Source organism: Teichococcus rhizosphaerae (assembly GCF_002631185.1).
Classification (GTDB): Bacteria; Pseudomonadota; Alphaproteobacteria; order Acetobacterales; family Acetobacteraceae; genus Pseudoroseomonas; species Pseudoroseomonas rhizosphaerae.
This window is the reverse complement of record NZ_PDNU01000036.1, coordinates 43895-67627: the sequence shown is the minus strand read 5'-3', so window position 1 is coordinate 67627 and position 23733 is coordinate 43895. Positions and strand designations below refer to the sequence as shown.

Annotated in this window: 23 protein-coding genes; 2 read left to right on the top strand and 21 right to left on the bottom strand. The window is 69.5% G+C overall.

Annotated features, from left to right (window positions below; translation table 11 throughout):
* From CR162_RS16930 to coaA, 15 genes are all read right to left on the bottom strand, one after another.
* A partial coding sequence (locus tag CR162_RS16930) for a phage major capsid protein (RefSeq protein ID WP_099096721.1) occupies positions 1-1246 on the bottom strand: 1246 nt, incomplete at its 3' end.
* Positions 1200-1544 (bottom strand): hypothetical protein, encoded by a 345-nt coding sequence (locus tag CR162_RS16925; protein WP_099096713.1) that lies wholly within the window; start codon positions 1542-1544, stop codon positions 1200-1202. The genes CR162_RS16930 and CR162_RS16925, both read right to left, overlap by 47 nt.
* Positions 1544-2062 carry a MerR family transcriptional regulator gene (locus tag CR162_RS16920; RefSeq protein ID WP_141563197.1) on the bottom strand — a complete coding sequence of 173 codons (519 nt, stop codon included), beginning with the start codon at positions 2060-2062 and terminating at the stop codon, positions 1544-1546. The genes CR162_RS16925 and CR162_RS16920 overlap by 1 nt, the downstream gene beginning before the upstream one ends.
* Positions 2063-2184: 122 nt before the next feature.
* Complete coding sequence (locus CR162_RS16915; protein ID WP_099096711.1) at positions 2185-2391, bottom strand: hypothetical protein; 207 nt, start codon at positions 2389-2391, stop codon at positions 2185-2187.
* Positions 2388-2663, bottom strand: coding sequence for a hypothetical protein (locus CR162_RS16910; protein WP_141563196.1), 276 nt, complete (start codon positions 2661-2663; stop codon positions 2388-2390). Before CR162_RS16910 ends, CR162_RS16915 begins: the two co-directional genes overlap by 4 nt.
* Positions 2660-3076 (bottom strand): hypothetical protein, encoded by a 417-nt coding sequence (locus CR162_RS16905; RefSeq protein ID WP_099096709.1) that lies wholly within the window; start codon positions 3074-3076, stop codon positions 2660-2662. The genes CR162_RS16910 and CR162_RS16905 overlap by 4 nt, the downstream gene beginning before the upstream one ends.
* The gene (locus tag CR162_RS22465; protein WP_176559893.1) at positions 3073-3225 is read right to left on the bottom strand and encodes a hypothetical protein; all 153 of its coding nucleotides are present in this window, start codon (positions 3223-3225) and stop codon (positions 3073-3075) included. The genes CR162_RS16905 and CR162_RS22465 overlap by 4 nt, the downstream gene beginning before the upstream one ends.
* Before the next feature lie 559 nt (positions 3226-3784).
* Positions 3785-4375, bottom strand: coding sequence for a hypothetical protein (locus tag CR162_RS22110; RefSeq protein WP_141563194.1), 591 nt, complete (start codon positions 4373-4375; stop codon positions 3785-3787).
* A gap of 184 nt (positions 4376-4559) precedes the next feature.
* The gene (locus CR162_RS16900; protein ID WP_099096708.1) at positions 4560-4835 is read right to left on the bottom strand and encodes a hypothetical protein; all 276 of its coding nucleotides are present in this window, start codon (positions 4833-4835) and stop codon (positions 4560-4562) included.
* A 208-nt stretch (positions 4836-5043) separates the two neighbouring features.
* Positions 5044-7233, bottom strand: coding sequence for a phage/plasmid primase, P4 family (locus tag CR162_RS16895; protein WP_245870448.1), 2190 nt, complete (start codon positions 7231-7233; stop codon positions 5044-5046).
* Positions 7234-7558: 325 nt separating this feature from the next.
* Entirely contained in the window at positions 7559-8611 is a 1053-nt protein-coding gene (locus CR162_RS16890; RefSeq protein ID WP_099096707.1) for a hypothetical protein, read from the bottom strand.
* 2 nt (positions 8612-8613) lie between these two features.
* On the bottom strand, positions 8614-8865 hold the full coding sequence (locus tag CR162_RS16885) for an acyl carrier protein (protein WP_099096706.1): 252 nt from the start codon (positions 8863-8865) through the stop codon (positions 8614-8616).
* A complete protein-coding gene (locus CR162_RS16880) occupies positions 8862-10799 on the bottom strand; it encodes an HAD-IIIC family phosphatase (RefSeq protein WP_099096705.1) in 1938 nt (645 codons plus the stop codon). Before CR162_RS16880 ends, CR162_RS16885 begins: the two co-directional genes overlap by 4 nt.
* A gap of 10 nt (positions 10800-10809) precedes the next feature.
* Positions 10810-12423, bottom strand: coding sequence for an MBOAT family O-acyltransferase (locus CR162_RS16875; RefSeq protein ID WP_099096704.1), 1614 nt, complete (start codon positions 12421-12423; stop codon positions 10810-10812).
* Between the two features lie 297 nt (positions 12424-12720).
* A complete protein-coding gene (gene coaA, locus CR162_RS16870) occupies positions 12721-13758 on the bottom strand; it encodes a type I pantothenate kinase (protein ID WP_099096703.1) in 1038 nt (345 codons plus the stop codon).
* Between the two features lie 133 nt (positions 13759-13891).
* Here coaA and CR162_RS16865 point away from each other — a divergent pair, with 133 nt between their 5' ends.
* Positions 13892-14923: an MBL fold metallo-hydrolase gene (locus tag CR162_RS16865; protein ID WP_099096702.1), complete on the top strand. Its 1032-nt coding sequence runs from the start codon at positions 13892-13894 to the stop codon at positions 14921-14923.
* A 103-nt stretch (positions 14924-15026) separates the two neighbouring features.
* On the opposite strand, the gene dnaA is transcribed toward CR162_RS16865, so the two are convergent.
* On the bottom strand, positions 15027-16538 hold the full coding sequence (dnaA, locus tag CR162_RS16860; protein WP_099096701.1) for a chromosomal replication initiator protein DnaA: 1512 nt from the start codon (positions 16536-16538) through the stop codon (positions 15027-15029).
* Positions 16539-16909: 371 nt separating this feature from the next.
* Complete coding sequence (gene rpsT, locus CR162_RS16855; RefSeq protein WP_099096700.1) at positions 16910-17185, bottom strand: 30S ribosomal protein S20; 276 nt, start codon at positions 17183-17185, stop codon at positions 16910-16912.
* An 831-nt stretch (positions 17186-18016) separates the two neighbouring features.
* On the opposite strand from rpsT, the gene CR162_RS16850 reads away from it, so the two are divergent.
* Complete coding sequence (locus CR162_RS16850; protein ID WP_245870447.1) at positions 18017-19774, top strand: methyl-accepting chemotaxis protein; 1758 nt, start codon at positions 18017-18019, stop codon at positions 19772-19774.
* Positions 19775-20032: 258 nt separating this feature from the next.
* Here the strand turns inward: CR162_RS16850 and CR162_RS16845 are convergent, their stop codons facing one another.
* From CR162_RS16845 to CR162_RS16830, 4 genes are all read right to left on the bottom strand, one after another.
* The gene (locus tag CR162_RS16845) at positions 20033-20809 is read right to left on the bottom strand and encodes an enoyl-CoA hydratase (RefSeq protein WP_099096698.1); all 777 of its coding nucleotides are present in this window, start codon (positions 20807-20809) and stop codon (positions 20033-20035) included.
* A gap of 15 nt (positions 20810-20824) precedes the next feature.
* On the bottom strand, positions 20825-21667 hold the full coding sequence (gene mutM, locus CR162_RS16840; protein ID WP_099096697.1) for a bifunctional DNA-formamidopyrimidine glycosylase/DNA-(apurinic or apyrimidinic site) lyase: 843 nt from the start codon (positions 21665-21667) through the stop codon (positions 20825-20827).
* A 9-nt stretch (positions 21668-21676) separates the two neighbouring features.
* Positions 21677-22189 carry a L,D-transpeptidase family protein gene (locus CR162_RS16835; RefSeq protein WP_099096696.1) on the bottom strand — a complete coding sequence of 171 codons (513 nt, stop codon included), beginning with the start codon at positions 22187-22189 and terminating at the stop codon, positions 21677-21679.
* A gap of 83 nt (positions 22190-22272) precedes the next feature.
* Positions 22273-23532: a GTP cyclohydrolase II gene (locus CR162_RS16830; protein ID WP_245870445.1), complete on the bottom strand. Its 1260-nt coding sequence runs from the start codon at positions 23530-23532 to the stop codon at positions 22273-22275.
* Positions 23533-23733: the final 201 nt, after the last annotated feature.

Genomic DNA, 23733 nt, shown 5'->3' with positions numbered 1-23733 from the left:
CGGCCACATCCATGGTGACCATGCCGCGCACCTGCACGTTGCCCTTGGCGTAAGCCTCCTCCGCGAAGGGGTTCACCAGCAGGTCGAACTCCGACCAGTAGCCCAGCAGCAGGTCGGACCAGTTGCCGTATATCAGCGCCGACAGGTCGGTGCCGGTGCCCTTGGTCAGGTTGCCCGGCACGTTGTTGGACACTGCCAGGGTGCCGCCCTGGAAGATGGTGGCGAGGCCCAGCGGAACGCCGTTGTTGTCCTTGATCTTGGCGGCCTGCCGGCGAACCTTCGTGTTGGTCAGGAAGGCCATGGAGGCGCCGGTCACATTGGCATCGTCCACCGCGCCTTGCAGATCCGCCACCGCGTCGAAGGTGATCGGCCCACCGTTGGCGGCGAGGGTGACGGAGCCGATGCCCGGCGTGTTCAGGATGCCCAGCGGCTCCGGCGCCACACCGCTGCCGGCGATGGCCGCGCGGTCCACTTCGGCCGCCAGCACCGCGGCGAAGTCAGCCCGCACCAGCGTCTCGATATCCGGCGAGGATTGCAGCAGCATGTTGCGGCTGAACTCGGTGCGAGCGCCGACATGCTTAGGCGTGAGACCCACCTGCCCGAAGGCCATGTCGCTGGTGGGGATGGCCTGGTTCTCGTTCACCCAGGCGGCGGTCGCATCCTGCTTGAGGCGGGGGATGGCGACATTGCCGACCAGCCCGGACAGCACGCGGGCGCCGAGCTGGCGGACCACCAGGGCGTTGCGCAGCAGGTCGATATACTCGCCCGGCCGGTAATCGGTCGCGATCAGGTTGGAACCGGGACCGGCGGAGGGCGTCGTGGTGGTCACCACGCGCTGTTCCACCGGCTGGTGGAAGACGCTCATGGGCACGGCCATGCCCTGGAAGGCGCGCCCCGAGCGGCGGGCGACTTCCTGCGACAGCTCGCGCTCCCGGCCGGCATCGACGTTCAGGTTGGGCACCTGGCTGGCGATGGCGCGGATCAGGGAGAAGGAGCGCATTTCCCGGTCCAGGTTGGCATCACCCGTGCCACCGAGCGGCTGGCCCTGCATGCGGCGCTCGGCATCGTCCAGCGTGGCCTGCCGGCCGATGCGCTGCTCCAGCGTGCCCAGCTCGCCCTTCAGGGCATCCCAGCGGGAACGCTGCTCGGTGCTCAGTTCGCCGTTCTCCCCGGCGGGGTTGTCGTTCATGGTGCGCAGCTCAGCGGCAATCGCCGCGCGGCGCTCCAGCATCTCGCGAAGGGTCATGGTTCATGTCCATGGAGAATGCCGTCGCGAGCGGCGGTTCAGCGAATTGGGCACTGAGCCTCACTGCCTCGGCCACCAGTACGTCGCGGCCGGGATAGTTCTTCAGCACCACGCGCGCGTCGTTATGTGCGCAGCGCGGGGGGCGAAGGTAGTGTCTGCCAACGGCGTCCACCATCAGGGCGAAGCCGCTGACAACCCACGGACCATCCTGGATAGTGAGGATGGCCTGGACGTTGTTCCGCCCATCGCGCGAGGTGCGCTCGACCTTGCGGATGGCGACGATGGTGGGGGCGGTCATCAGACGGGGTAATCCACATCAAGTGCGGCGCAGGTCCGCCTGCAAACCTCATTGACATTGACGATGATCGCGGCGGAACCCGAAGCGAGAACCTCGAAAAATGGCGTCTCGTGATCGACGTTTATGACGGTGCCGGTGTCCTTGTCGGAGTAAGCAACCAGCACCGTCAGCCCTGCTTGGAAGAGCTGGCCCGGGAAGCGCTTGATGGTCAGAGGCTCCCCTTCGTATGCCGCCCCACCCTTACCCACATCGGTGAACTTGAGCGCCAGCATCCCAGCCTTGCCGGGCGGCACACCAAGGCGCGTCAGCTCGGCGACCAAGGCGGTCTGGATGACACGCCGAAGCGTGAACAGGTGCGAGCGGCCCGAGCCCGTGGCCAGCCGCTCCTGCGATGGGCCTTCGATGCCGTACCGCTCGCGGTCCTGATCGCTCATCAGAATGACGCCGCGCTTAATCCAGTTCTTCAGGGTAGCCATATCGATGCCCACAGCCCGGCAGACATCGCTGCTGAAGAACATGGGCATATCGGGACTTGGTGTCCGGGACATCTTCGCCTCAGCTCTCTGTCGATCCTCTAAAGTATCTCATGATTCCTTTAGGGGTCAACGGAAATCCTGGCGCGCCTCAAACTCTGTGAGCGCTAGCTCAACCGATAGGTTGACCTCCGCCAAACCTGCCGTTGCCGCTCCCACTCCGCAAAGCGCTGGGCATTGCCCGGCAGGATCAACCACCCGGCCGGCAGCCCGTGCGCACGCTCCATGGCCTGCGCCATCCGGCGCACACGCCACTCACCGATGGCCAGCAGCAGCCGCAGCCAGCAGAGGCGGGCGAAGAGGCGGGCCTTCATGCTTGCGGCCTCACCATATCGGCGGCGGCATGCGCCACCTTCTCAAGCCGCGCTTCCACCGCTTCGACGTGCAGCCCCAGGCTCTCCACGAGAAAGCCGAGGCGGTTCTGTTCCTCCAGCGGGAGGGTCGCCCATGTGCTGGCCAGCAGATGCTCCAGCAGCTCCACCCCGTTGGCGACGGTGCCGACCGCCATGTCGGCGTCGTTCCAAGCGTCCAGGAAGGATGAAGGCAGCCCGTGCGGGGGCTGGGGCAATCTTCTCTCGCGGTTCATGCCGGCCTCCCCTGCAGGCTCACCGCATCGTGGGCCAGGGAGAGGGCAACGAGGATCTCAGGACTATCCGCCGTCAGTTCGAAGTCGCTGCAGGCTTGGGGCAGGAAGGACAGCACCAGGTCGCCCTTGGCCGCCATGCCGGCTGGAGTGGCGGCGGGGATGCTGGCGATGGAGAGCAACGCATCGTCCATGCGGATGCACAGATCAGAGAGTTTCCTCTCCCGGATCTTGCTCTCGGCGCTGCCGAAGGCTGGATCAGGCTGCGCCTCCACGGCGCGGATCTGATCCATGATGCCCCGGTAGGTGGCGCAGGCGCCCAGCAGCTTCGCGTCGAGGGAAGCCGTGGCCGCCGCGGCAGGCAGGGCAATGGCGGCCGGGAGAGCGACGGCGGCTCTTCTGGAGAGGGTCTTCACAGCATCACCCCCAGCGTCCCGAGGGCGATGCAGATGCCGGCCGCCGCGATGGTGGAGCCGAAGATCAGCCGGTCGGCGACGGGCCAGGGCGGGGCATCGCCGTTGGCCAAATACGCCAGGTAGAAGCCGGCGGTGCTAGGGCGCACCATGGGCACCCCCTCAACCTGTCTTCTTCTGGGCTGGGCGTCGTCTGCGGCTTCCACTGAGGGCGCGGGTATGCGATTGGCGCGAGTAGCCATTGCCGGCTGTCCTTCTACAGCGGGTGGTGGTCAGGCCGGGCGCGGTGCTCCAACACCACGTTCGGCCGTATCTCCTTGCTCCAACAAGGCGACGAGCATACAATTGCGCTACAAATCCGCTACGTCAAGCGGAATGTAGCGCAGAGGTAGTGCATGGCACCCGCAGCAGTTCCAACCAGCATGCGGCTGGCTCCAGAGATCAAGACGGCGCTGGAGAAGGCCGCGAAGGATGATGGCCGGTCGGTATCATCAATGACTGACCGGATTCTCCGGACCTGGTTGACCGAGAAGGGGTATCTGGGAACTAAATGACGGAACTTCCTATCCAGGAACTTGCGTCGGCGGTTCCTATGCCGGTGTTGCCTCACATGTTGAGATGGACGACGATTGGAGTGTGGCCTTAGGTTCGCCCTATGACAAAGAAGCCCCCGCCACCGCCGCCACCGCAGAAGCCCACAACCTCACGGCTTCAAGAGGTCAAGGGCTCTGTCCCAAAGGCAGAGATAAAGATCATCATCCCGTCTGTGCGGAGAGAGGGCGGGTCATAAGTCCACCATCCGACCAGGGCTGCGCCCATTGGGGCAAATGCCATGGCAGTCCATGCTATGCGCAGCATCCAGCCTAGAACATCGAGCTGGCGCTTGTTCTCGTAAATGCCTTGGGCATATTCGCCAGCGAGACGTTCTAGAAATTCAAGCTCGGTTCCTTCGACCGAAGCTAAGGCATGATCAGGTGGATAGCCGACCACACTCCACTTTCTGGGCCACAGAACAGCTCCAGCACTGAGCATTGCAACGGAAATGCAGAGGCATGCTGCAATAGCTGCAGGCCTAATCCATACTGTTTGCGGATTGAACGCCAAAGTAAGGGCAGCCAGTGCAATAGGTACCGCCCACCCGATGATCGCTGTAGCTCGTGTTTCGATGCCAGTCCGATTAATCGCCTGAGACGCAAGTCGCGCTTCACCTAGCCTTATGGCAGCGCCAGCTTTCCAGTAGCGTAGCTCATCATCGGCCGCGCCAACTTCGATTGCCGCTATCTTGGATTCTGAACCTTCCATACTGCCCCCCCCCTGCCCCCTCTTGATCGGGAACCCTCTCCGATTTCCGATCCTGGCACAAACAAGCCCCTCAGGCGTGAAGCTTTGTCTTCGGAAAGTGGCGAAAAACAAAGATCTAGGCAAACCCCCCCTTCAGTTTTTGTTCCCAGCGCGAAGGAACCCCCCAACCGGTCCAGGCCCCCCTTCAGCCCTGAGCGATTTCTAGAACCTCGGCGGCGATGGCATCGGCTAGCACTGGCGGCAGCGCCACAGCAGGCAGCCATCGGCCGTCCCGTGGATGCCTGAAGGTCGGAGCCCGACAACACAAGCCATCGGCTCCCTGCACCACCTGGACTCCCTGGAGGGTGATCTGCACGCCCTCCACTTCCACCAGCACCACAGCCAGTGCCTTCAGCTTCCCAGCCCCCGCCACCCGCTCCACGCCCAGCACCTCGAAGCGCACATCCTGCATCTCGGTCATGGGCGCCAAGCCCGCGCCAGTCGCCGCAGCTCGGCCGCTAGCTCCGACTTCTCGATATGGAACATCTCAGGGTCACGGTGACTGAGAGAGAGGCGCGCCACCCGGCACGCCAGCTCTTCGAGGGTGACCGGGGTGAGGGATGGTGGCCTCACCCCCGTATCTCCCACTACACGTGCGCGCGCACGTGGCGCATCAACGACCTGATCCCTCACCATCCCTCACCCTCCTCACCCTGGGGATGATGGGCAGCCTCCTGCTGACGCTGACGCAGCTCAGCTTCGGAGAGCAGGTAGATGCCCCGAACAAAGGGATAGCCCTTCACAGTGCGGTATCGGAGGCCGGGGGTGCGCTCCAGCATCCCCCGGAGCTTACGATTGTCGCTGGCTTGCTCGCCGTTGCGCTCGCACCACTGATTGAAGCTGGTGAGCAGTTGGCCCGGCCGGACGCTCGCTTCTGGGCGAAGGTCGCAGCACTCCGCCAGCCACCGGCTGAAGTGGTCCTGCGCTTCGAAGTATTCCGCCGTGGCCGCATTCACCACGTCCGGCTTCGTCAGCCCATCAGCCTGCCACGCCAGGCAGCCGTCGATCATCCATGCCAGGATGGCGGGCCACTCCGCCTCCAGCTTGGCTTCAAGGTCCAGATCCTTCTGCGCCGGCTTGTAGAGGAAGGGGACGATGTTGAAGCGGCGGCGCGCGGCCTCATCCACATTCCGCAGCACCGGCTTGTTGTTGCCCGCGATGGTGATCTTGAACTGCGGCCGGTAGGTGAAGAAGTCCTGGCGCATGAAGCGTGCTGAGACGGGATCGCCGCCCGTCATCTGCTTGATGCGGCTCTCGGCCCAGGCGCGGCCCTCCTCCGTCTCCGTGGCGGTCACTAGGCGGGCGCCACGGAGCATGGCGAGGTCGGTAGGGTGCTTGTCCCCGTGGCTGGCCGTGAAGGTCTCCATGGCCGCCACAACGGCGTAATCGCCCATGATCCGCGACATGGTGTTGAGGATGACGGACTTGCCGTTACCGCCCGGCCCGTAGCCGAAGAACAGGGCATGCTCCCGGGTGCTGCCGGTCAGGCAGTAGCCAAACCACCGCTTCAGGAAGCCAATGAGCTGGTGGTCCCCCTTGGTGGCCTGCAGAAGGAAGGCCCGCCAGATCGGCGCATCCGTCCCTAGCGGAGCCGGCGCCACAGCCGTCACGCGGGTCATCATGTCGCCCGGCCTGGCCGCCCGCATCTTACCGGTGCGCAGATCCACCGTGCCGCCCGGCGTGGCCAGGAGGAACGGGTCCTGGTCCCAATCCTCGACCGTCACAGCATGGGCAGGGTCACGCTGGGCGAACTTCTCGACGCCGCCTGCGAAGGATGCCTTGCCGGTGATAGCCTGCGTCTTGAACTCGGCCTCGCGGTTGGCTTGCGACACCAGCTCACGGGCGAAGCTGAACGCGGCGTGCTTACGGTCCTGCCGCCAGTGGGTGCCGGTCCATTCGTACCAGGAGCCGGCGTCATGGCAGTACCGGAGCCGGTCCCGGAAGCGGTTCGTGAAGGCGACGGCAACGCCGTGCTCCGTCAGCAGAACGTCCTGTTCCACCGATGCGCTGGCCCGTTCCCAGGCACGGCGTAGCTCCCGGCCGCCGTCAGCCTCTCCCTTCTCAGCCTTCCATGCTGCGGTATGGGGATCGGCGTCCAGGGCCTCCAGGAAGGCCGGGAAGTCGCCACCGCCCCGCCGGATCTGCGCGGCCAGCTTGAAGGCCTTGGCGCTGCGGCTGCCGTCACCGCTGCCGGTGCGTGAGCCGGAAGCCTTCTTCTGGGCAGGGCGCGGACGTGGTTCTTCCTGCCCAGCCGCGGCCATCTCCGGCCCGGCCTCGGTGATCAGCCATTCCAGATCGTCCAGCGTGGCCTGGCGCAGCTCCAGAGGCGCCCCCGGGCTGCGCTCATCGGTGACGGCAAAGAAGCGGCCCGAGATATAGAGTTCGATGCCGGGCGGGTGGTCGCCACCTTTGCGCGCCCACTTCCGGCCTGTCTCGGTCCCCATGGCCTTGCGGATCGCCACGCCATCGGCCGAGTCGTAGGTGAAGAACAGCTTCACTCCCGAGCCGGAGGGCGACACCTCGGAATAGGTGGCGAACCGCTCCACCACCTCGCTTGCCCAGGATGCCAGAACTCCAGTCTGAGGGTTGCGGCAGGTATCCAGGTCGATGCCGCCGATGGCGATGCCGCCATGGTCGCCCAGCTCCAGGCCAACACCGCCGGAGCCAAAGGGACGTGGCAGCAGGGCGGCACGGTCAGATGCTTCCTGGCGGACGCCCCAGCTCCGTGGGTCATCGGCCTTGGCCTTCCGCCCATCCGGCGCATAGGGAACCTTGGTCGGCTTGCCAGCGGCGCCCCGCCCCTCCGTCTGCCACGCCACCCAGCGGGGGAGGGTGGCAAGCTCGGAAAGTGTGGTAGGCTGAGGGTGATCAGACCCTACCTCATCGGTAGCCACATGGTCCGAAAACCGTTGATCTTGCTGCTCAGAATTGGCACAAGGTGGCGGGGTAAACCATTGATCGTGCTGGGTTCCGAGGTTCCCCTCAGCTCCACCACCCGCCGCGCGAGTTTCCCCAGAATTCCAGGTTCCGAGAGCAGGCGCGCAGGCCAGTCGCCCTGCCTTGCCGCGTTTCCAGCCCTCATGCCGCGCCGGGCACGAAAAAGGCGGCCCGGGGCCGCCTTTCCGCCATCCCGCTCCGGCGCGGTCAGTGGGTGCGCTGCTCGGAGAGCAGGGTGGGGCGCGGCGGGGCGGCCTGGCCCAGCTTCAGCGCCTCGGTCAGCGCGTCCGAGTAGGTGCGGGCGGCCGACCAGCGCAGATGGATGGCGTCGAAGAAGGCGTCCGGCTCCACCACCTTCGCCGCGTCCCCGTCCCAGAACACGCCGCCCGAGGGGGCGAGGGCCGCCTGCATGCGCCGGTTGAACTCGGCCACGGTGCGGCCTTCCGGGTCGCCCTCCGCCTTCCAGGCGGGGTTGAGCGGGGTGGAGGCCACCAGCAGCCGCCGCCCTTCCCGGCGCAGCCGCTCGCCCAGGCCGGCCACGGCGTCGAAGCAGGCCGGGTCCAGCGTCCGCACCATGCCGTAGAGCAGCGTCTCGCGGTTGCGGGCGGTGTCGAGCGGGCCGCTGCCGTAGCGGTCGAACACCAGCGGATCGACGAAGTTCTCGCCGCTGCGCTTGGCGCCGATCTCGGCGGCGTTGCGCAGCAGCGAGCCGGGGGCGAAGTAGCGCATGTAGAACGGCCAGGGCGAGGCGCCGCTCACGAAGGACGCCGCGTCCGCGCTGTCGAACAGCGCGGTGCGCACGGTGGAGCAGTTCTCGAAATCCTGCGGCGAGGCGATCAGCAGCACCTCGCGCACGGCCGGCTGGCGGTCCAGGAACCAGTTGGCGGCGAACACGCTCTGATTGGCCGAAAGGCCGCAGAAGGCGCCGCTCAGCGGCACGGCGCGCGGGTTGCGCTCCACCACCGCGTCGCCGTCGAAGTGGCGCCAGGCGACGGAGGAGCCGATCACCAGCAGCGTCGCGCCCGGCACGGGGTGGCCGCGGTGGAAGGCCAGTTTCTCATCGACGCAGATGGAGTTGGCGAAGGCCGGCGGCGGCAGGCGCCCGGCGGCGTCCAGGCCGAACAGCAGGGCGTAGAAGCCCAGCAGCGCGGCGAAGGCCGTGCCGAACAGCGCGCTCAGGTAGCGCGGCGAGACGGCAGGGCCGGCCTGCGCCGCATCCCGCTCCTTCTCGGGGGAAGGCTGGCCGGGAGGGGGGGACATGGCTAGCGCGCTCCCTGCTGCTTGCTGGCGATGAGGTTCACGAAGTCGCCCACATTGTGCAGCGACTCCAGCTCGGCGGTGCGGAAGCGGACCCCGAAGCGCATCTCGGCCGCGACGACGAGGTTCACATGCGCCTGGCTGTCCCAGCCCGGCACGTCGGCCGCGGTGGTGGCGGCGGTCAGGCGGATGGCGTCGTCGTCGAACACGTCCTGGAACACCTCGGTCAGGGCGTCGTAGATCTGGGCCTCGGTCATGCGGCTTCCACTTCGATGTAATGGGCGGGCGCCTCGGCGGCGCGCAGTTCGTAGCGCCAGAAGGTGGCGCCCATCGTGAGACTGTCGGGCTCGGCGCCTGCCGGCGCCGGCATCGGCTCGAAGCCCAGCCTGGCGTAGTGCTGGGCGACCATGCCGTTCTTGGCGGTGGGGCGGTACTCGCCGACCAGCGCCTTCACGCCGCGCCGCGCGGCATGGTCCAGCAGCACGCCGAGCGAGGCTTCCTCCACCTGGCGGCCCAGCACGCGGCAGCTCATCAGCCAGGTGTCGATAAGCAGCTCGCCGGGCGGCAGCGCCGCGTCGGGGCGCGCCATCAGCACGGCGATCAGCCCGTTGTCGCCGAAGCGGTCGGCAAGGCGGACGGAGATCAGCAGCGTGTCCGGGTCGGCGGCGAAGCGGGCCGTGTCGGCCTCCGTGTAGCGGCGGGTGGTCAGGTTGAACTGGTTGGTCTTGTTGATGAGCTGCGTCACGCGCGGCAGCTCGGCCGGGCCCACGCGGCGCGCCGTCATGCGCATGGCCAAGCTGCGGAGGTAGCCGGTGATGTCGGTGGCCTGCTCCAGCGCCGCCTGCCGCTCGGCGTTCAGCGCGTAGGAGCGGGCGCGCGCCGCGTCGTCGGCGGTGAAGCCGGCGGCCTCGAAGTAGCCCGCGGCGCCGAGGATGGCCGGGTAGTCGGACACGTCCTCCGTCACCTCCGGCACCGCCACCTCCGGCAGCTCGCGGCGGATGATCTCGCGCTCGGCCGGGTTGTCATCGACGAAGACGAGGCTGTCGAGGCCGATGTTCAATGTCCTGGCGATGTGGCGGAGGTTGCCGGCCTTGTCGTTCCAGTTGGCGACGAAGCAGGCGATGTCGCCGCGCCGGAGCGCCATCTCGGGGTGCTTCTCGAACACCTCCACGGCCACCGCCTCGGTGTTCTTGCTGCACACGGCGAGGATGACGCCGCGCTTGCCGAGCGCCGCGGCGTAGCGCTGGAAGGCGAGGAAGGCCTCGCCCGTGGCGTTGCCCTGGCCGAGCCGGATGCCGTCCAGCCCGTCATCGCCGATGACGCCGCCCCAGAGGGTGTTGTCCAGATCCAGCACCAGGCACTTGCGCGAGGTGCCGGCGACGGCGCCGGCGATGCGGGCCACGAGGTCGCCATAGAGCGGCGCCAGCACCGGGCTGACGAGCTGCTTGGCCTGGTGCCAGCGCACCGGGTCGGCCAGCCCCGAGCCATGGCCGAGGCGGGCCGCCTGCCAGGCGAGGTCCAGCAGCAGCACCCCCTCCTCCCGCGCGGCGGCGCGGATGGCGGTGTTCAGCCGCTCGATGATGCTGTGCGGCGCGGCCGGCACCAGCGCCTCGAAGGAGCCGAACAGCAGCGGGTCGGGGGCCACCAGGGTCTGCTGCACCACCTGCGCGCCGTAGCGGGCACGCGCCCGGCGCCAAAGGGTGCGCAGCTCGTCGGTGCGCGCCTGCACGGCGGCCTCCACGGCGTCCTCGCCGCTGTCCAGCGGCAGGTCGATCGGCGCGTCGCGCGCATCGAGCGCCAGCAGGACGAGCTGCGGGGCGAAGGCGGCCAGCTCCGGGTCCTCGCCCAGCAGCGCCTGACGGTACATGCCGTAGGGGGCGACATGCACCGAGAGCGCCACGCGGCGGCCGAGGCCCGAGACGCGGATGGCTGGCACCAGGTGATCGACGGTGTGGGAGGAGAGGATGGCGAGGCGCAGCGGCGTCAGGGCGGGGGAGACGCCGCCGCGCAGCGCCGGGTCGGCCAGGCCGTCGGCCGCCAGCCGGTCGATGCGGCCGGTCTGGGTGAAGTCGCGCCGGAAGCCCGCGAGGCGCACCGCCTCGGCGAAGCGCGCCGCCGGCTCCAGCCGGCGCGCCGCGCCGAGGGCGGCGCCGAGATCGGCCTGGGCCGGCAGCCAGGGAAGCTGTTCCATGGAATCCGCCTCAGAACTGGAAGTAGAGGAATTCGGTGGGCGCGGCGGAGAAGGCCCGCGCCAGGGCATAGAAGCCGACGAGGCCGATCACCACGCCGAAGGCCGCGCTGGGCCGCCAGGTGGCGAAGGGCAGCACCGGCTGCAGCCAGCTCACGCGCGGCCGCCAGTTCAGCGCCGTGCGGTAGTGGCGCATGAACTGCTGGGTGTTGGGCAGGCCCCAGACGATGGCCAGCAGCAGGGCGATGTGCAGCCCCAGCATGGGGCGGAAGAACACGCCCGGTTCGGCGCCGATGCCGAGCGCCCGCGCCACCGCGCCCACCACTGGCAGCCCGGCGATGGAGGGCGGCAGGGTGACGCCGTTCAGCCCGGCCATGCCGCCCAGCAGGTTCAGCGCGCCCTCCAGGTGCGGCGCGCGGAAGAACACCATGGCCACGTTGATGCAGAGGAAGGTGAACAGGATGGCCACCGCGTTCTTCAGCCAGTTGTCGCTGTCGAGCGGCCGGCCGGTGCGCGCCTTCCAGGCCCGCCAGGCATGCGCCGCCACCAGGTAGAAGCCGTGCAGCAGGCCGAAGGCCACGAACTGCCAGCCCGCCCCGTGCCAGACGCCCGAGATGAACATGGTCAGCACCGTGGGCCAGGCGACCAGCGCCAGGAAGGTGCCGAAGGTCATCTTGCCGCGCCGCGGCAGCGGCTTGCCGGCCGCCGCGCGGGCGCGGGTGATGCGCATGACGACGGGGTTGTACACATAGGCCGTCAGGAAGCGCGTCAGCGTCATGTGCCAGCGCGACCAGTACTCGATGACGTTGCGCGACTTGTAGGGGCTGTCGAAGTTGGGCGGCAGGCTGATGCCGAACAGCAGGCCGAGGCCGATCGCCATGTCGGTGTAGCCCGAGAAGTCGAAATAGATCTGCAGCGTGTAGGACAGCGCGCCGCCCCAGGCATCCAGCAGCCCGAGCCGCGCGCCCTCGGCGGCGGCGGCGAAGACGGGGGCGGCCTCGGCGCCCATCGGGTCGGCGAACACCACCTTCTTGAACAGCCCAAGCACGAACAGCGTGGCGCCCACCGAGATGTTGTCGAAGCGGGGGCGGAAATTGTCGGGGTTGCTGAACTGGGAAAGCATCTCCCGGTGGTGGGTGATGGGTCCGGCGATCAGGTGGGGAAAGAAGGTGATGAACAGGCAGTAGTTGAGGAAGTCGTGCTCCACCACCGCGCCGTCATGCGCGTCCGACAGATAGGCGATCTGCTGGAAGGTGAAGAAGGAGATGGCCAGCGGCAGGATGATGTTGGGCACCGTCCAGTCCAGCCCGAAGGCCTGGTCGATGCTGCCGAGCAGGAAGCCCGTGTACTTGTAGTAGCCGAGCAGCAGCAGGTTGCCGGCGATGCCCAGCACCAGCACCGCGCGGGAGGGGTGCTTCAGCAGGTATCCGCCCAGCAGGTAGTTGGCCGTCATGCTGGCCAGCAGCAACGGCACGTAATGCGGGTCCCACCAGCCATAGAACACCAGCGAGGCGAGCGTCAGCCAGAGGCCCGCCAGCCTTTGCCGGCCCGTGCCGGCGAACAGGAAAAACCCAAGCAAGACAACAGGGAGGAAGCCTGCAATGAAGACGGCCGAGTTGAACAGCATGGGTGCGAAGTCTCCCCCGAAGGCAGGATATCCCGGCAGGACGGCGCTTCAGGATGTGAGACGCGGCGGCCGGACATAGTGCATAAGCTGGACTTTACTCAAAAATTACGCATGGCGATGGGGGCAAAGCGGAGCTTCACGACGAGTTCAATGATCCTCGTCCTTATTCAACCGGTAATATGAAATCGGCGTAATTTCCTGGCTGGACCGTTCAACGGCCCGTCAGGACATGGCCTGCCGCCTGGCCGGCCTCGGACGGACGCTTCCGGTTCAGGGAGAGGCGGGCGGGGGCCGCCCTCACATGCGCCGCAGCCAGATCTCGTCCACGCTGTGGTCGGCGCCCTTGTGCAGCACGAGCCGCGCCCGCTCGCGCGTCGGCTGGATGTTCTCGTGCAGGTTCACCAGGTTGATCTGCCGCCAGATGTTCTGGGCCACCGCGACGGCCTCCGCCTCCGGCAGGTCCTTGTAGCGCTGGAAGTAGGAATCGGGCTTCTGGAAGGCGGTGCGCTGCAGCAGCAGGAAGCGCTGAATGTACCACTCGGCGATGTGCCGCTCCTCCGCGTCCACATACACCGAGAAGTCGAAGAAGTCGGAGGCCAGGAGCGGCGCCCCGGCGGAAGGCTGCAGCACGTTCAGCCCCTCGAAGATCAGGATGTCCGGCCGCCGCACGATCTGCTGCCGGCCGGGCATGATGTCGTAGGTGAGGTGCGAATAGACCGGCGCGGCCACCTCCGGCTCCCCCGCCTTCACCGCGCTGAGGAAGGCAATCATCCGCCGCAGGTCGTAGCTCTCGGGGAAGCCCTTACGCTGCATCAGCCCGCGCTCCTCCAGCACCCGGGTGGGGTAGAGGAAGCCGTCCGTGGTCACCAGCTCCACCTTGGGGTGGTCCGGCCAGCGCGCCAGGATTGCCTGCAGCACGCGGGCGAAGGTGCTCTTGCCCACCGCCACGCTGCCGGCGATGCCGATGATGTAGGGCGGCGGCACCACGGGGCGGCCGAGAAAAGTGTCCTGCACCACGCCGAGGCCGCGCGCCGCCGCCACCTGCAGGTTCAGCAGCCGCGACAGGGGCAGGAACACGTCCACCACCTCCGCCATGGACAGCCGCTCGGTCAGGCCGCGCAGCCCGGCGATGTCGTCATCCGACAGGGACAGGGGCGTGTTCGCGCGCAGCTCCGCCCATTCGGCGCGCGGAAACACGCGATAGGCCGCCTGGCCGCCAGCCGAGCCGGACGCGGGAGCGCCCGCCGGAACGCCCTGCGAAATGCCGGGGATGGTGCGGGCCAGGCCGCCAGCGGGGCTGGGCCTGCCCGGAAGGGGCGGGGTGCCGTGGAGCATGGGTCGTTTCCTTGTCGGCCTTCGGGGGCGCGGGCCGAATCTCGCACCGCTTTGCTGCGTTGCGAAGAGTGGGCTGGCGTCATCCGCCATGCGGGCGGAGGATGGCAGCAAACATCCTCCGGAGGAACGCCGCATGACCGAAAACGCCGCCCCCCTGCCCCCGCCGCCCGAGCCCGGGGCGGTGGCGGAGATCCGGCCCGGGCTACGCTGGGCGCGGATGCCGCTGCCCTTTCCGCCGCACCACGTCAATCTCTGGCTGCTGGAGGACGGCGCGGGCTGGCTGGCCGTGGATGCCGGGGCGCGCACGGACGAATCGGTCGGGCTCTGGAGCCGCATCCTGGAGGAGGGGCTGGAGGGCCGGCCCATCACCCGCCTGCTGGCCACCCATTTCCACCCCGACCATGTGGGCTTCGCCGGCTGGCTGTGCGAGCGCACCGGCGCTTCCCTGCTGATGCCGCGTGCCGAATACCTGATGTCGCGCTTCCTCTGCCTCGACACGGATGAGGGCATGACGGCGCAGCAGCTCGACTTCGCCCGGATGATGGGCGGCGGGGAGGACTACCTGGCCTTCCTCGCCGCGCGCGGCCCGCTCTATGCCCGCGCCGTGATGCCGCTGCCCCGCCAGTACCGCCGCATCGCGCAGGATGACCGGATCGCCGTCGGCGGGCGGGAATGGCGGGTGATGACGGGCGGCGGCCACGCGCCGGAGATGGCCGCGCTCCATTGCGAGAGCCTGGGCGTGCTGATAGCGGCCGACCAGGTGCTGCCGCGCATCAGCCCCTATGTCGGCGTCGGCGCCACCGAGCCGGAGGCGGACCCCCTGCGCGACTTCCTGGAGTCGAACGCGCGGTTGCGCGCCCTGCCGGCGGAAACGCTGGTGCTGCCCTCGCATGGCGAGCCCTTCTTCGGGCTGCATGAGCGGATCGACGCGCTCGCCGCCCACCATGCCGAGCGGCTCGGCACGCTGGAGGCCGCCTGCGCCACCCCGCTCACCGCCTTCGAGGCGGCGGGCGTGCTGTTCCCGCGCGTGAGGGAGCACCGGCCGATGGGCTTCGCGCTCGGCGAGACGCTGGCGCATCTGAACCGGCTGGTGGGGGAGGGGAGGGCCGTCAGGGAGGCGGGGGACGTGCCGCGTTACCGCAGGACGAAAAACGCGGGGGAATGAATTCCCCCGCACCCCCATCTTCTTTCCGCAAGGACCGCCCGCCGCTGGCGGGCGGCCGGGCCGGGGGCGGCCGCCGTCTCAGCCATGAGCGGCCGCTGACGGATTAGTTCTCCAGCATCCGCCGCAGCAACTCGACATCCTCGGCGAAGGTGCTGTCGGACTGCATCAGCTCCGCGACCCGGGAAACGGCGTGCATCACCGTGGTGTGGTCGCGGTTGCCGAAGCGGCGGCCGATCTCGGGCAGGGAGCGGGAGGTGAGCTGCTTGGCCAGGTACATCGCCACCTGCCGCGGCCGCGCCACGTTGCGCGCGCGGCGGGCGGAGGACATGTCGGTCAGGCGGATGTTGTAGTGCTCGGCGACCTTGCGCTGGATCTCCTCGATCGTCACGCGGCGGTCATGGGCGCGCAGGATGTCGTGCAGCACCTCCTGCGCCGATTCCAGCGTGATCGGCCGGCCGAACAGGTTGGCGTGGGCGATGAGGCGGTTCAGCGCCCCCTCCAGCTCGCGCACGTTGCTGGTGATCTTGTGGGCCAGGAATTCCAGCACGCGCGGCGGCACCTCCACCTCGGCGCCCTGCGCCTTGGCCTGGAGGATGGAGATGCGCAGCTCATAGGTGGTGGCGTGGATATCGGCCACCATGCCGCAGCCGAGGCGTGTCCGCAGCCGGTCCTCCAGCCCCGAAAGGTCGGAGGGCGACTTGTCGGCCGAGACGACGATCTGCTTCCCCGCATCCACCAGCGCGTTGAAGGTGTGGAAGAACTCCTCCTGCGTGTTGTCCTTGCCGATCAGGAACTGCAGGTCGTCGATCATCAGCACGTCGACGGAGCGGAGGCTCTCCTTGAACTCCATCGTGCTCTGCGAGCGCAGCGCGGCGATGAAGCGGTACATGAACTTCTCGGCCGACATGTAGGCGACGTTGCGCTGGCCGTTGAAGCTGATCGCCCAGGCGATGGCGTGCATCAGGTGCGTCTTGCCGAGACCCACGCCGCCATACAGGAAGAGCGGGTTGAAGCCCGGGCTCGCCGGCTTCTCCGCCACGCGGCGGGCGCAGGCATGGGCGAACTCGTTGGGCTTGCCGACGACGAAGCTGTCGAAGGTGAAGCGCGGGTCGAGCGGCGCCGCCCAGTCGCTCCGTGCCTCGCTCCGTGCCTCGCTGCGGGATTCGGCGCGCGACTCGGGGCCGCGCGGCGGGGAGGAGAGCGGCTCGGCCAGCGGCAGCGTGGCCTGCAGCGGGCGCGCCACGGGCGCCGCGCCGGCCAGGCCGTCCGCCTGCGGCGTCGTCCCGGCGGGCTCCGGCGGGCGGCCCTCGGGCGCCACGCGGATGTCGATGCGGCGCACGCCGAGATTCTCGGCACCCCAGAGGCTGCGCAGGCGGTCGCCATAGTGGTTGCGCACCCAGTCGCGCAGGAAGCGCGTGGGCAGCAGGATGACCGCCTCCTCGCCCTCGATGGCGGAAAGGGTCATCTGGCGCAGCCAGCTGCGATACTCGACCTCGCCCACTTCCTCGCGCAGGCGCCCGCGAATCCGGGCCCAGGCCTCCGTGACCGGACCAGCCACCGGCCCGGGCGCCTGTTCCGGCGCGACGGAGGAGGGAGTGCCGAGCTCATTCTCCATGCGAAGCACCTGCCACCTTATCCCTTGGCCTTTGGCCGGCCTGATGCATCCCCTTGCGGGGCGACGAGAAACCGAGGCGGAGACACGCGCCTCCTGTCCGGCCTTGCCGCCGGGAAAGGCGGCGCCGGGGTCGGAAACAATCCAGCGGCCCGTCGGATCTCGGAACGCGGATTACCGCCCCGCCTTCGTGCTGTCGGATTCAGCCAGTGAACCCGACAGATGAAGGACGACCGGTAACGCCGTGATGTAAACTGATACTTCTGGTCCGGCGGGCTGTTCCGGGAGGCTATCCCCCGCCGCGCCCTCGGCGCAACGGGTTCTTGCTCGGAACAGGGACCCTGGCCGGTCACCCCGCAGTGTGCGGGGTGGGATCAGGCCTGGGTGGCGCCCAGGGCCTTGATCCGCGAGGTCAGGCGGGAAAGCTTGCGGGCAACGGTGTTGAGGTGGAGCACGCCCTTGGTGACGGCGCGCTGCATCTCGGGCTGGGCGTCCTTGAACGCCGCCTGGGCCGCGGCCTTGTCGCCACCGGCGATCGCCTTCTCGACCTTGGTGAGGAAGGTGCCGACGCGCGAGCGGCGGGCGCGATTGCGCTCGTTGCGAGTGGCCGTCTGTCGGATGCGCTTGCGCGCGGAAGCCGTGTTCGCCATGGCGGTGTTTCGAACCAGTCGTCTGTGTATCAGGAACGCAGGCAGACCTGGCAAGCCCGGGTTTGCTGCGGGAAGGCGCGGGTTCTAGCCGCGCCTGCCCCCCGGAGTCAATGCGAAGGCGTCCACGCCGCGCGGCAGGGCCGCCGGGCCGGCTTCCATGGCCTGTTCGCCGTGCGCCTCCCTCCGGAACCGGCAGGCGCCCGGCAGCGGCATCCGCCCCTGCGGCAGGCATGGAACAGGCGGCCATGGCGCCGGCACGGGCCGCGGTTCCCCGCGGCGGAGCGGTGAGACAGGGTTGGGCAGGACCAGGGTGGCGGCGCCCCGGCGGGCCGGCCCGTCCTGTTCTCCGCCGCCGGCTGGCAGCGCCCCGGAAACGTGCGACTCGGCCGCGCTCCCGGCCAGGGTTGTCGGCACCGGCGTCCCGGTGCGGGCCGGGTCGGCGTGTCCGCGAAGCTCGCCCGCCGCGCCATGGCCCTGAAGGCGCCGCGGCGCGCCGCCCTGCTGTGGCGGGAAAGAAGCCCTCACGCAGGGCTGCGGGCGGTGGAGACAATGGCGCGGTGCGGCGGAACAGGGAACCCGCCGGCGTCGCGGACCTTCACCCGGCGTTTCGCCCGGCCAGACTTTCTCTCCCGTCGCGGCACAACGGCGCTGCCGGCGCCCACGGACCTGCTGAGGCGGGTGGCCTTTGCCTCCCGGCCTTGCTCATCAACGGCTGTTCGAAGGTATGCCTGAGCCACCGAGGGCGGTGCCCCCTCATGCCGGCAGGTGCCCGGCCCCGTGCCGAGATTCTCAGCAGGCGGCAAGGAAATTTTTACGAATCATACGTCATGTTTGCGGAAGCTCGCTGTTGTTTGTTCGATTCCCGAGAAGCATCAGGAACAGAAAATGCCGTTTATCAGAAACTTGACCATAAGCGCGCGCCTGTTTCTGGGATTCGGTGTTGTTCTGGTCCTGATGATCGCCTTGGCGGGCATCAGCATCGGCAAGGTCCGCGCCATCAGCGCGGACCTCGCGGTCATCAACGACATCAACAGCGTGAAGCAGCGCTACGCCATCAACTTCCGCGGCAGCGTTCATGACCGCGCCATCAGCTTGCGCGACGTCATCCTGGTCTCGAGCCCTGACGAACTCCGCACCGTGCTGGCCGATATCGAGAGGCTCACGAACAACTACGCCGCCTCGGCCGAGCGGCTGGATGCGATGTTCGCCGCCGGTTCCGGCATCACGCCCGACGAGAGGCACATCCTGTCGAGCATCAAGGATGTCGAGCGGCGAACCCTCCCGCTCCTGCGCGAGGTGGTTCGGCTGCGGCAGGCTGGCGACGTGGTGCAGGCCCAGGCCCTGCTGATGGAGAGCGCGCGTCCCGCCTTTGTCGAGTGGCTCGCCCAGATCAACCGGTTCATCGACCTGCAGGAACAGAAGAACGGCAGCGTCGCGGCAAGCGCCCGCAGCAACGCGGAAGGGTTTCAGAGTTTCACGGTGGTCCTGTGCGCCGCCGCCTTGGCGCTGATCACGGCCATCGCCTGGTGGTGCATCGCCTCGATACGGCCGCTGCGGCGACTGACCCTTTCCATGCGCGCTCTCGCAGCCGGCGATCTCGGCGCGCAGGTGCCCTCGACAGGCCGCCGGGACGAGACCGGCGACATCGCGCGCGCGGTGGAGGTCCTCAAGGCCAACGCTGTCGAGAAGGTGCGCCTCGACAGCCAGATGGCCGACATGGCGAAGCGGGCGGCCCTGGAAAAGCACGCCACCATGGAAGCCCTGGCGGCGTCCTTCGAGAGAACGGTCGGCGGCATCGTCGGCCATCTCGCCACCGAGGCCACCAGGATGGAGGGTACCGCCCAGGCCATGACCGCCTCGGCCGGCCAGGCCCGGCAGCAGGCCGAGGTGGTGGGCGTATCCGCGGCGGAAGCGAGCGGCTCGGTGCACACCGTGGCTGTCGCGGCCGAGCAGTTGTCCGCCTCGATCCACGAGATCAGCCGCCAGGTGGCCCAGTCCGCGCAGATCACCGGCCAGGCCGTCAGCGATGCGCAGCGTACCGATCACACCGTGCGCGCCCTGGCTGAAAGCGCCAGCAGGATCGGCAAGGTCGTCGGGCTGATCTCCAACATCGCCGGGCAGACCAACCTGCTGGCGCTGAACGCCACCATCGAGGCGGCGCGGGCGGGCGACGCCGGGAAGGGTTTCGCCGTGGTGGCCTCGGAAGTGAAGACGCTCGCCGCCCAGACAGCCAAGGCCACGGAGGAGATCAGCGCGCAGATCATCGCCATCCAGGAAACGACCAACGAGGCGGTGGAGGCGATCCGCGGCATCGTGGCGAGAGTGGGAGAGGTCGGCGAGATCGCCACCACCATCGCCATGGCCGTGAAGGAGCAGGGTTCCGCAACGACCGAGATCGCCCGCAGCGCGCAGCAGACCGCCCGTGCGTCCCAGGACGTGACCACAACGATCACCACCGTGGGCCGAACGGCCTCCGAGACCGGAACCGCATCGAAGGCGGTGCTGGAAGCGGCGGCGGGCATGACGCGGCAGACCCGGAAATTATCCACCGAGGTCAACGAGTTCATGGCGGTTCTGCGGTCCAGCTGAGCGAGGCTGCGGCTTGCCGGGCAGCGTGACGGGGAGCGCGCTGCCAGGTCGTTCGCCTCGGTGTCGGCGCGGTGCCGAGGCAGGTCCTCGCCGCTGCGGCAGGCGCCACGGCCATCGGTCCGGTCCTCGGCACCGGTGCACGCCCGAGAACGGCGATGCGGCGCAAGATCCGGCACCCGCCGGCCAAGGCCATCCATGCCAGGAGCGGTTCCGGCCCACCCCGGACGGGCGCCCGGCCGCGCCCTTCAGCCACGGCCCTCAGCCGCGGAAAGCCGGCTTCCGCTTCTCCACGAAGGCGGCCATGCCCTCCTGCTGCCCTTCCGTGCCGAACAGGCCGAGAAAGAGGCGGCGCTCCAGCCGCACCCCCTCGCGCAGCGGCAGCTCGAAGGCGGCGTTCACGGCCTCCTTGGCCATCGCCACGGCGGGGGCGGAAAGGGCGCCGATCTTCTCCGCCACCTTCACCGCCTCCGCCAGCAGCTCCGCCGCCGGCACCACGCGCGCCACGAGCCCGGCCCGCTCCGCCTCCTCGGCCGACATCATCCGCCCCGTCAGCACCATCTCCATGGCCTTGGACTTGCCGATGGCCCGCGTCAGCCGCTGGCTGCCGCCGGCGCCGGGGATGATGCCGAGATTGATCTCCGGCTGGCCGAACTTCGCTGTGTCGGCGGCCAGGATCATGTCGCACATCATCGCCAGCTCGCAGCCGCCGCCGAGCGCGAATCCGGCCACGGCGGCGATCACGGGCTTCCTCACCGTCAGCACCGCCTCCCAGCTTTCGGCGATGAAGTCGGCCATGTAGGTGTCGGGGTGGCGGAGATGCTGCATCTCCTTGATGTCGGCGCCCGCCGCGAAGGCCTTCTCGCTGCCGGTGACGATGATGGCGGCGATGGCAGGGTCGGCGTCGAAGGCGCGCAGCGCCTCCGCCATCTCCCGCGTCAGGGTGTTGCACAGCGCGTTCAGCGCCGCCGGGCGGTTCAGCCGGATGATGCCGGCGGGGCCCTGCGTCTCGGTCAGGATCATGCTGTGTTCGGCCATGGGCGCGTTCCTTTCTCAGCGTTGGGTGCGGGCGCAGAAGAGGGTGCTGCGGCCCGATTGGACGATTCGCGAGACGCCGCCGCAGCCCGGCGGGCCGGGGCAGAGCGGGCAGGGCGCGCCCTCGCGGTCATAGACCTGGAAGCGGTCCTGGAAATGGCCCAGCTCGCCATCGGCCTGCACGTAGTCCCGCAAGGAGGAGCCGCCGGCGGCGATCGCCTCCTCCAGCACGGCCTTGATGGCGGGCACCAGCCGCGCGGCGCGGGCGCCGGGGATGGTGTGCGCCAGGCGCCGGGGCGAGATGCCGGCGCGGAACAGCGCCTCGGCCACGTAGATGTTGCCGAGGCCCGCCACCACCCGCTGGTCCAGCAGCGCGGCCTTGACCGGCGTCCGCTTCCCCGCCAGGGCGGCGGACAGGAGGGGGGCGGTGAAGCCCGCCTCCAGCGGCTCCGGCCCCATGCCGGCCAGCAGCCTGTGCGCATCCTCGGCGGCGGTGGGAACGAGGTCCACGCTGCCGAAGCGGCGGGGGTCCACGAAGCCCACCACCTGCCCGTCATCGGTTTCCAGCAGCAGGTGCTCATGCGCCGGGGGCGGGGCGTTGGCGCGGGCGGGGCGGGCCACCATCCGGCCGGACATGCCGAGATGGATCAGCGCCGAGTCGCCGCCCGAGAGGCGCATCAGCATGTACTTGCCGCGGCGGCGGAAGCCCTCCACGCGGGCGCCGGTCAGGCGCCGCGCCAGCCCTTCGGGAAAGGGCCAGCGCATGCCGGCCCGGTGCGTCGCGGCACGGACTAGGGTGCGCCCCTGCAGCACGGCGGCGAGGCCGCGCATCACGGTCTCGACCTCGGGAAGCTCGGGCATGGGCGGCTCTCAGGGGGCCAGGACGTGGAAGCCGGTCAGCCCCGTGGCCAGCAGTGCGCGCAGTTCGGGCTCCGGCAGCGCGATGCAGCCTTCGGTCGGGGCGTGGTCCGGCCGTGCCAGGTGCAGGAAGATCGCGCTGCCCCGCCCGCGCACCACCGGCGCGTCGTTCCAGCCCAGCACGCCCACGATGTCGTAGAGGTGGTCCTGCCGCCACAGCGCCTCGTGCCGCGCGTCGTGCGGCAGGCGGATGCGGGTGTTGTAGGCGGGGTGGGAGGAATCGTCGCACCAGCCATCCTCGGGGGCGATCGGCTCCACCGGCACGGCGCAGCGGGGCGCCGGGCCGCGGTCGGCGCGGTAGAGCACGCGGCGCAGCGGCAGGAGGCCGGCGGGGGTGGCGCCATCCCCCTCCTCCTTGTGCGCGCGCACGCCCCCCTTGCCGAGGGCGCAGCGCCAGGTGGTGCCACGCAGGGTCAGGCGGCCATCGGGAAAGACGGTGGCGGTGTTGGGGTCGGGGCTGGCCATGCAGCGCAGGATGCGGCGGCCGGCGGGTTTGGCAAGGGCCGGGGTGGCCCTTACCCGCCGCTCGCCGGCCCCGGAGAGGCGGCTCAGCCCAGCAGGTGGCCGAACCGCGCCGCCTTGGTCGCCAGGTAGCCGTTGTTCACGCCATTGGCCGCGAACTGGTGCGCCTCCCGCCCTTCCACCGTGATGCCGCAGGCGGCGAGGCCGGCCATCTTGTCGGGGTTGTTGGTCAGCAGGCGGACGCGGCGGATGCCGAGCTGCTCCAGCATGGTGGCGGCCACCAGGAAGCCGCGCTCGTCGGCGCCGTAGCCCAGGGCGCGGTTGGCGTCGAGCGTGTCCAGTCCCCCGTCCTGGAGCGTGTAGGCGCGCAGCTTGTTCACCAGCCCGATGCCGCGCCCCTCCTGGGCCAGGTAGAGCAGCACGCCGCTGCCCTCCTGCGCCATGCGGTGGATGGCGCCGCGCAGCTGCGGGCCGCAATCGCAGCGCAGGCTGCCCAGCAGGTCGCCGGTGAAGCACTCCGAATGGGCGCGCACCAGCGGCGCCCCGCCCGCCGCGGCCAGCTTCTCCGGCTCGCCCACCAGGATGGCGAGGTGCTCGATCCCCCCATCGGCGGCGCGGAAGGCGACGATGCGGGCATCCCGCGCATCCCCGAGCGGCACACGCGCCTCGGCAACCCGGGTGAGGCTGGCGGCGGCGGAGGCGGGATAGGCCAGCACGTCGGCGGCGGGCACGGCGAGCAGGCCGAGCCGTGCGGCCGCCTCCGCCTGCACGGGCGCCGCCACCAGGGCGGGCAGCAGCCGGCTCAGCTTGGCGAGCGCCAGGGCCGCGGGCGCGAGCGGCGGGGCGGGCAGCAGCTCGGGCAGCTCGGGCAGCAGGCGCTCGGCCACCGGGTCGGCCAGCCGCCGCAGCGCCTCGGGCGCCAGCAGCGCGGCGGGCGGGCGCAGCGCCACCACCCCCTCCTCCCGCTGCACGGCGGCGGCGGCAACGGGGCGGTGCAGCACGGCGGCGGCGCGCACCGGGGCCAGCAGCAGCAATGGCGGCTGGAGCGCCGCGGCGGCGATCTCGGCCAGGCCGCGCGCCCCCACCGTCTCGGCCGCCGCCACCAGCAGCGGCCCGCCCGCCGCGTCCTCCGGCCCGGCGCCGGCCCTGTCCGGGCTGTTTCCGCCCGGCCTGTTTCCGCCCGGCCCGCTCCCACCCGGCCCCATGATCAACACCGGCGTGCCGCGGCGCAGCTCGCTCGCCGCGCGGTGCACCGCCCGCAGGGACAGTGCCAGCGCATCCGGCACGGCGACGCCGATTTCCGCCTCGTGCCGCAGATCCGGCGCGACAGTTCCAGTGCTGCTCATCCCATGCCTTCCGTCTGGTGCTTTCCGTCCGGCTGCCATTCCGCCCCGCCGCGCGCAAGCCACTTGCGCAGGCCGGCCAGGTGGGCCCGGGCGCCGGACCACCGCCCGCCTTGCGCATCAATGTGGCGCCTGCGCCGCCATTCCCAAGGTGGCGCTGGCTTGCACCTTGCCACCCCACCCCAAAAAGTGGTCAAAAACGAA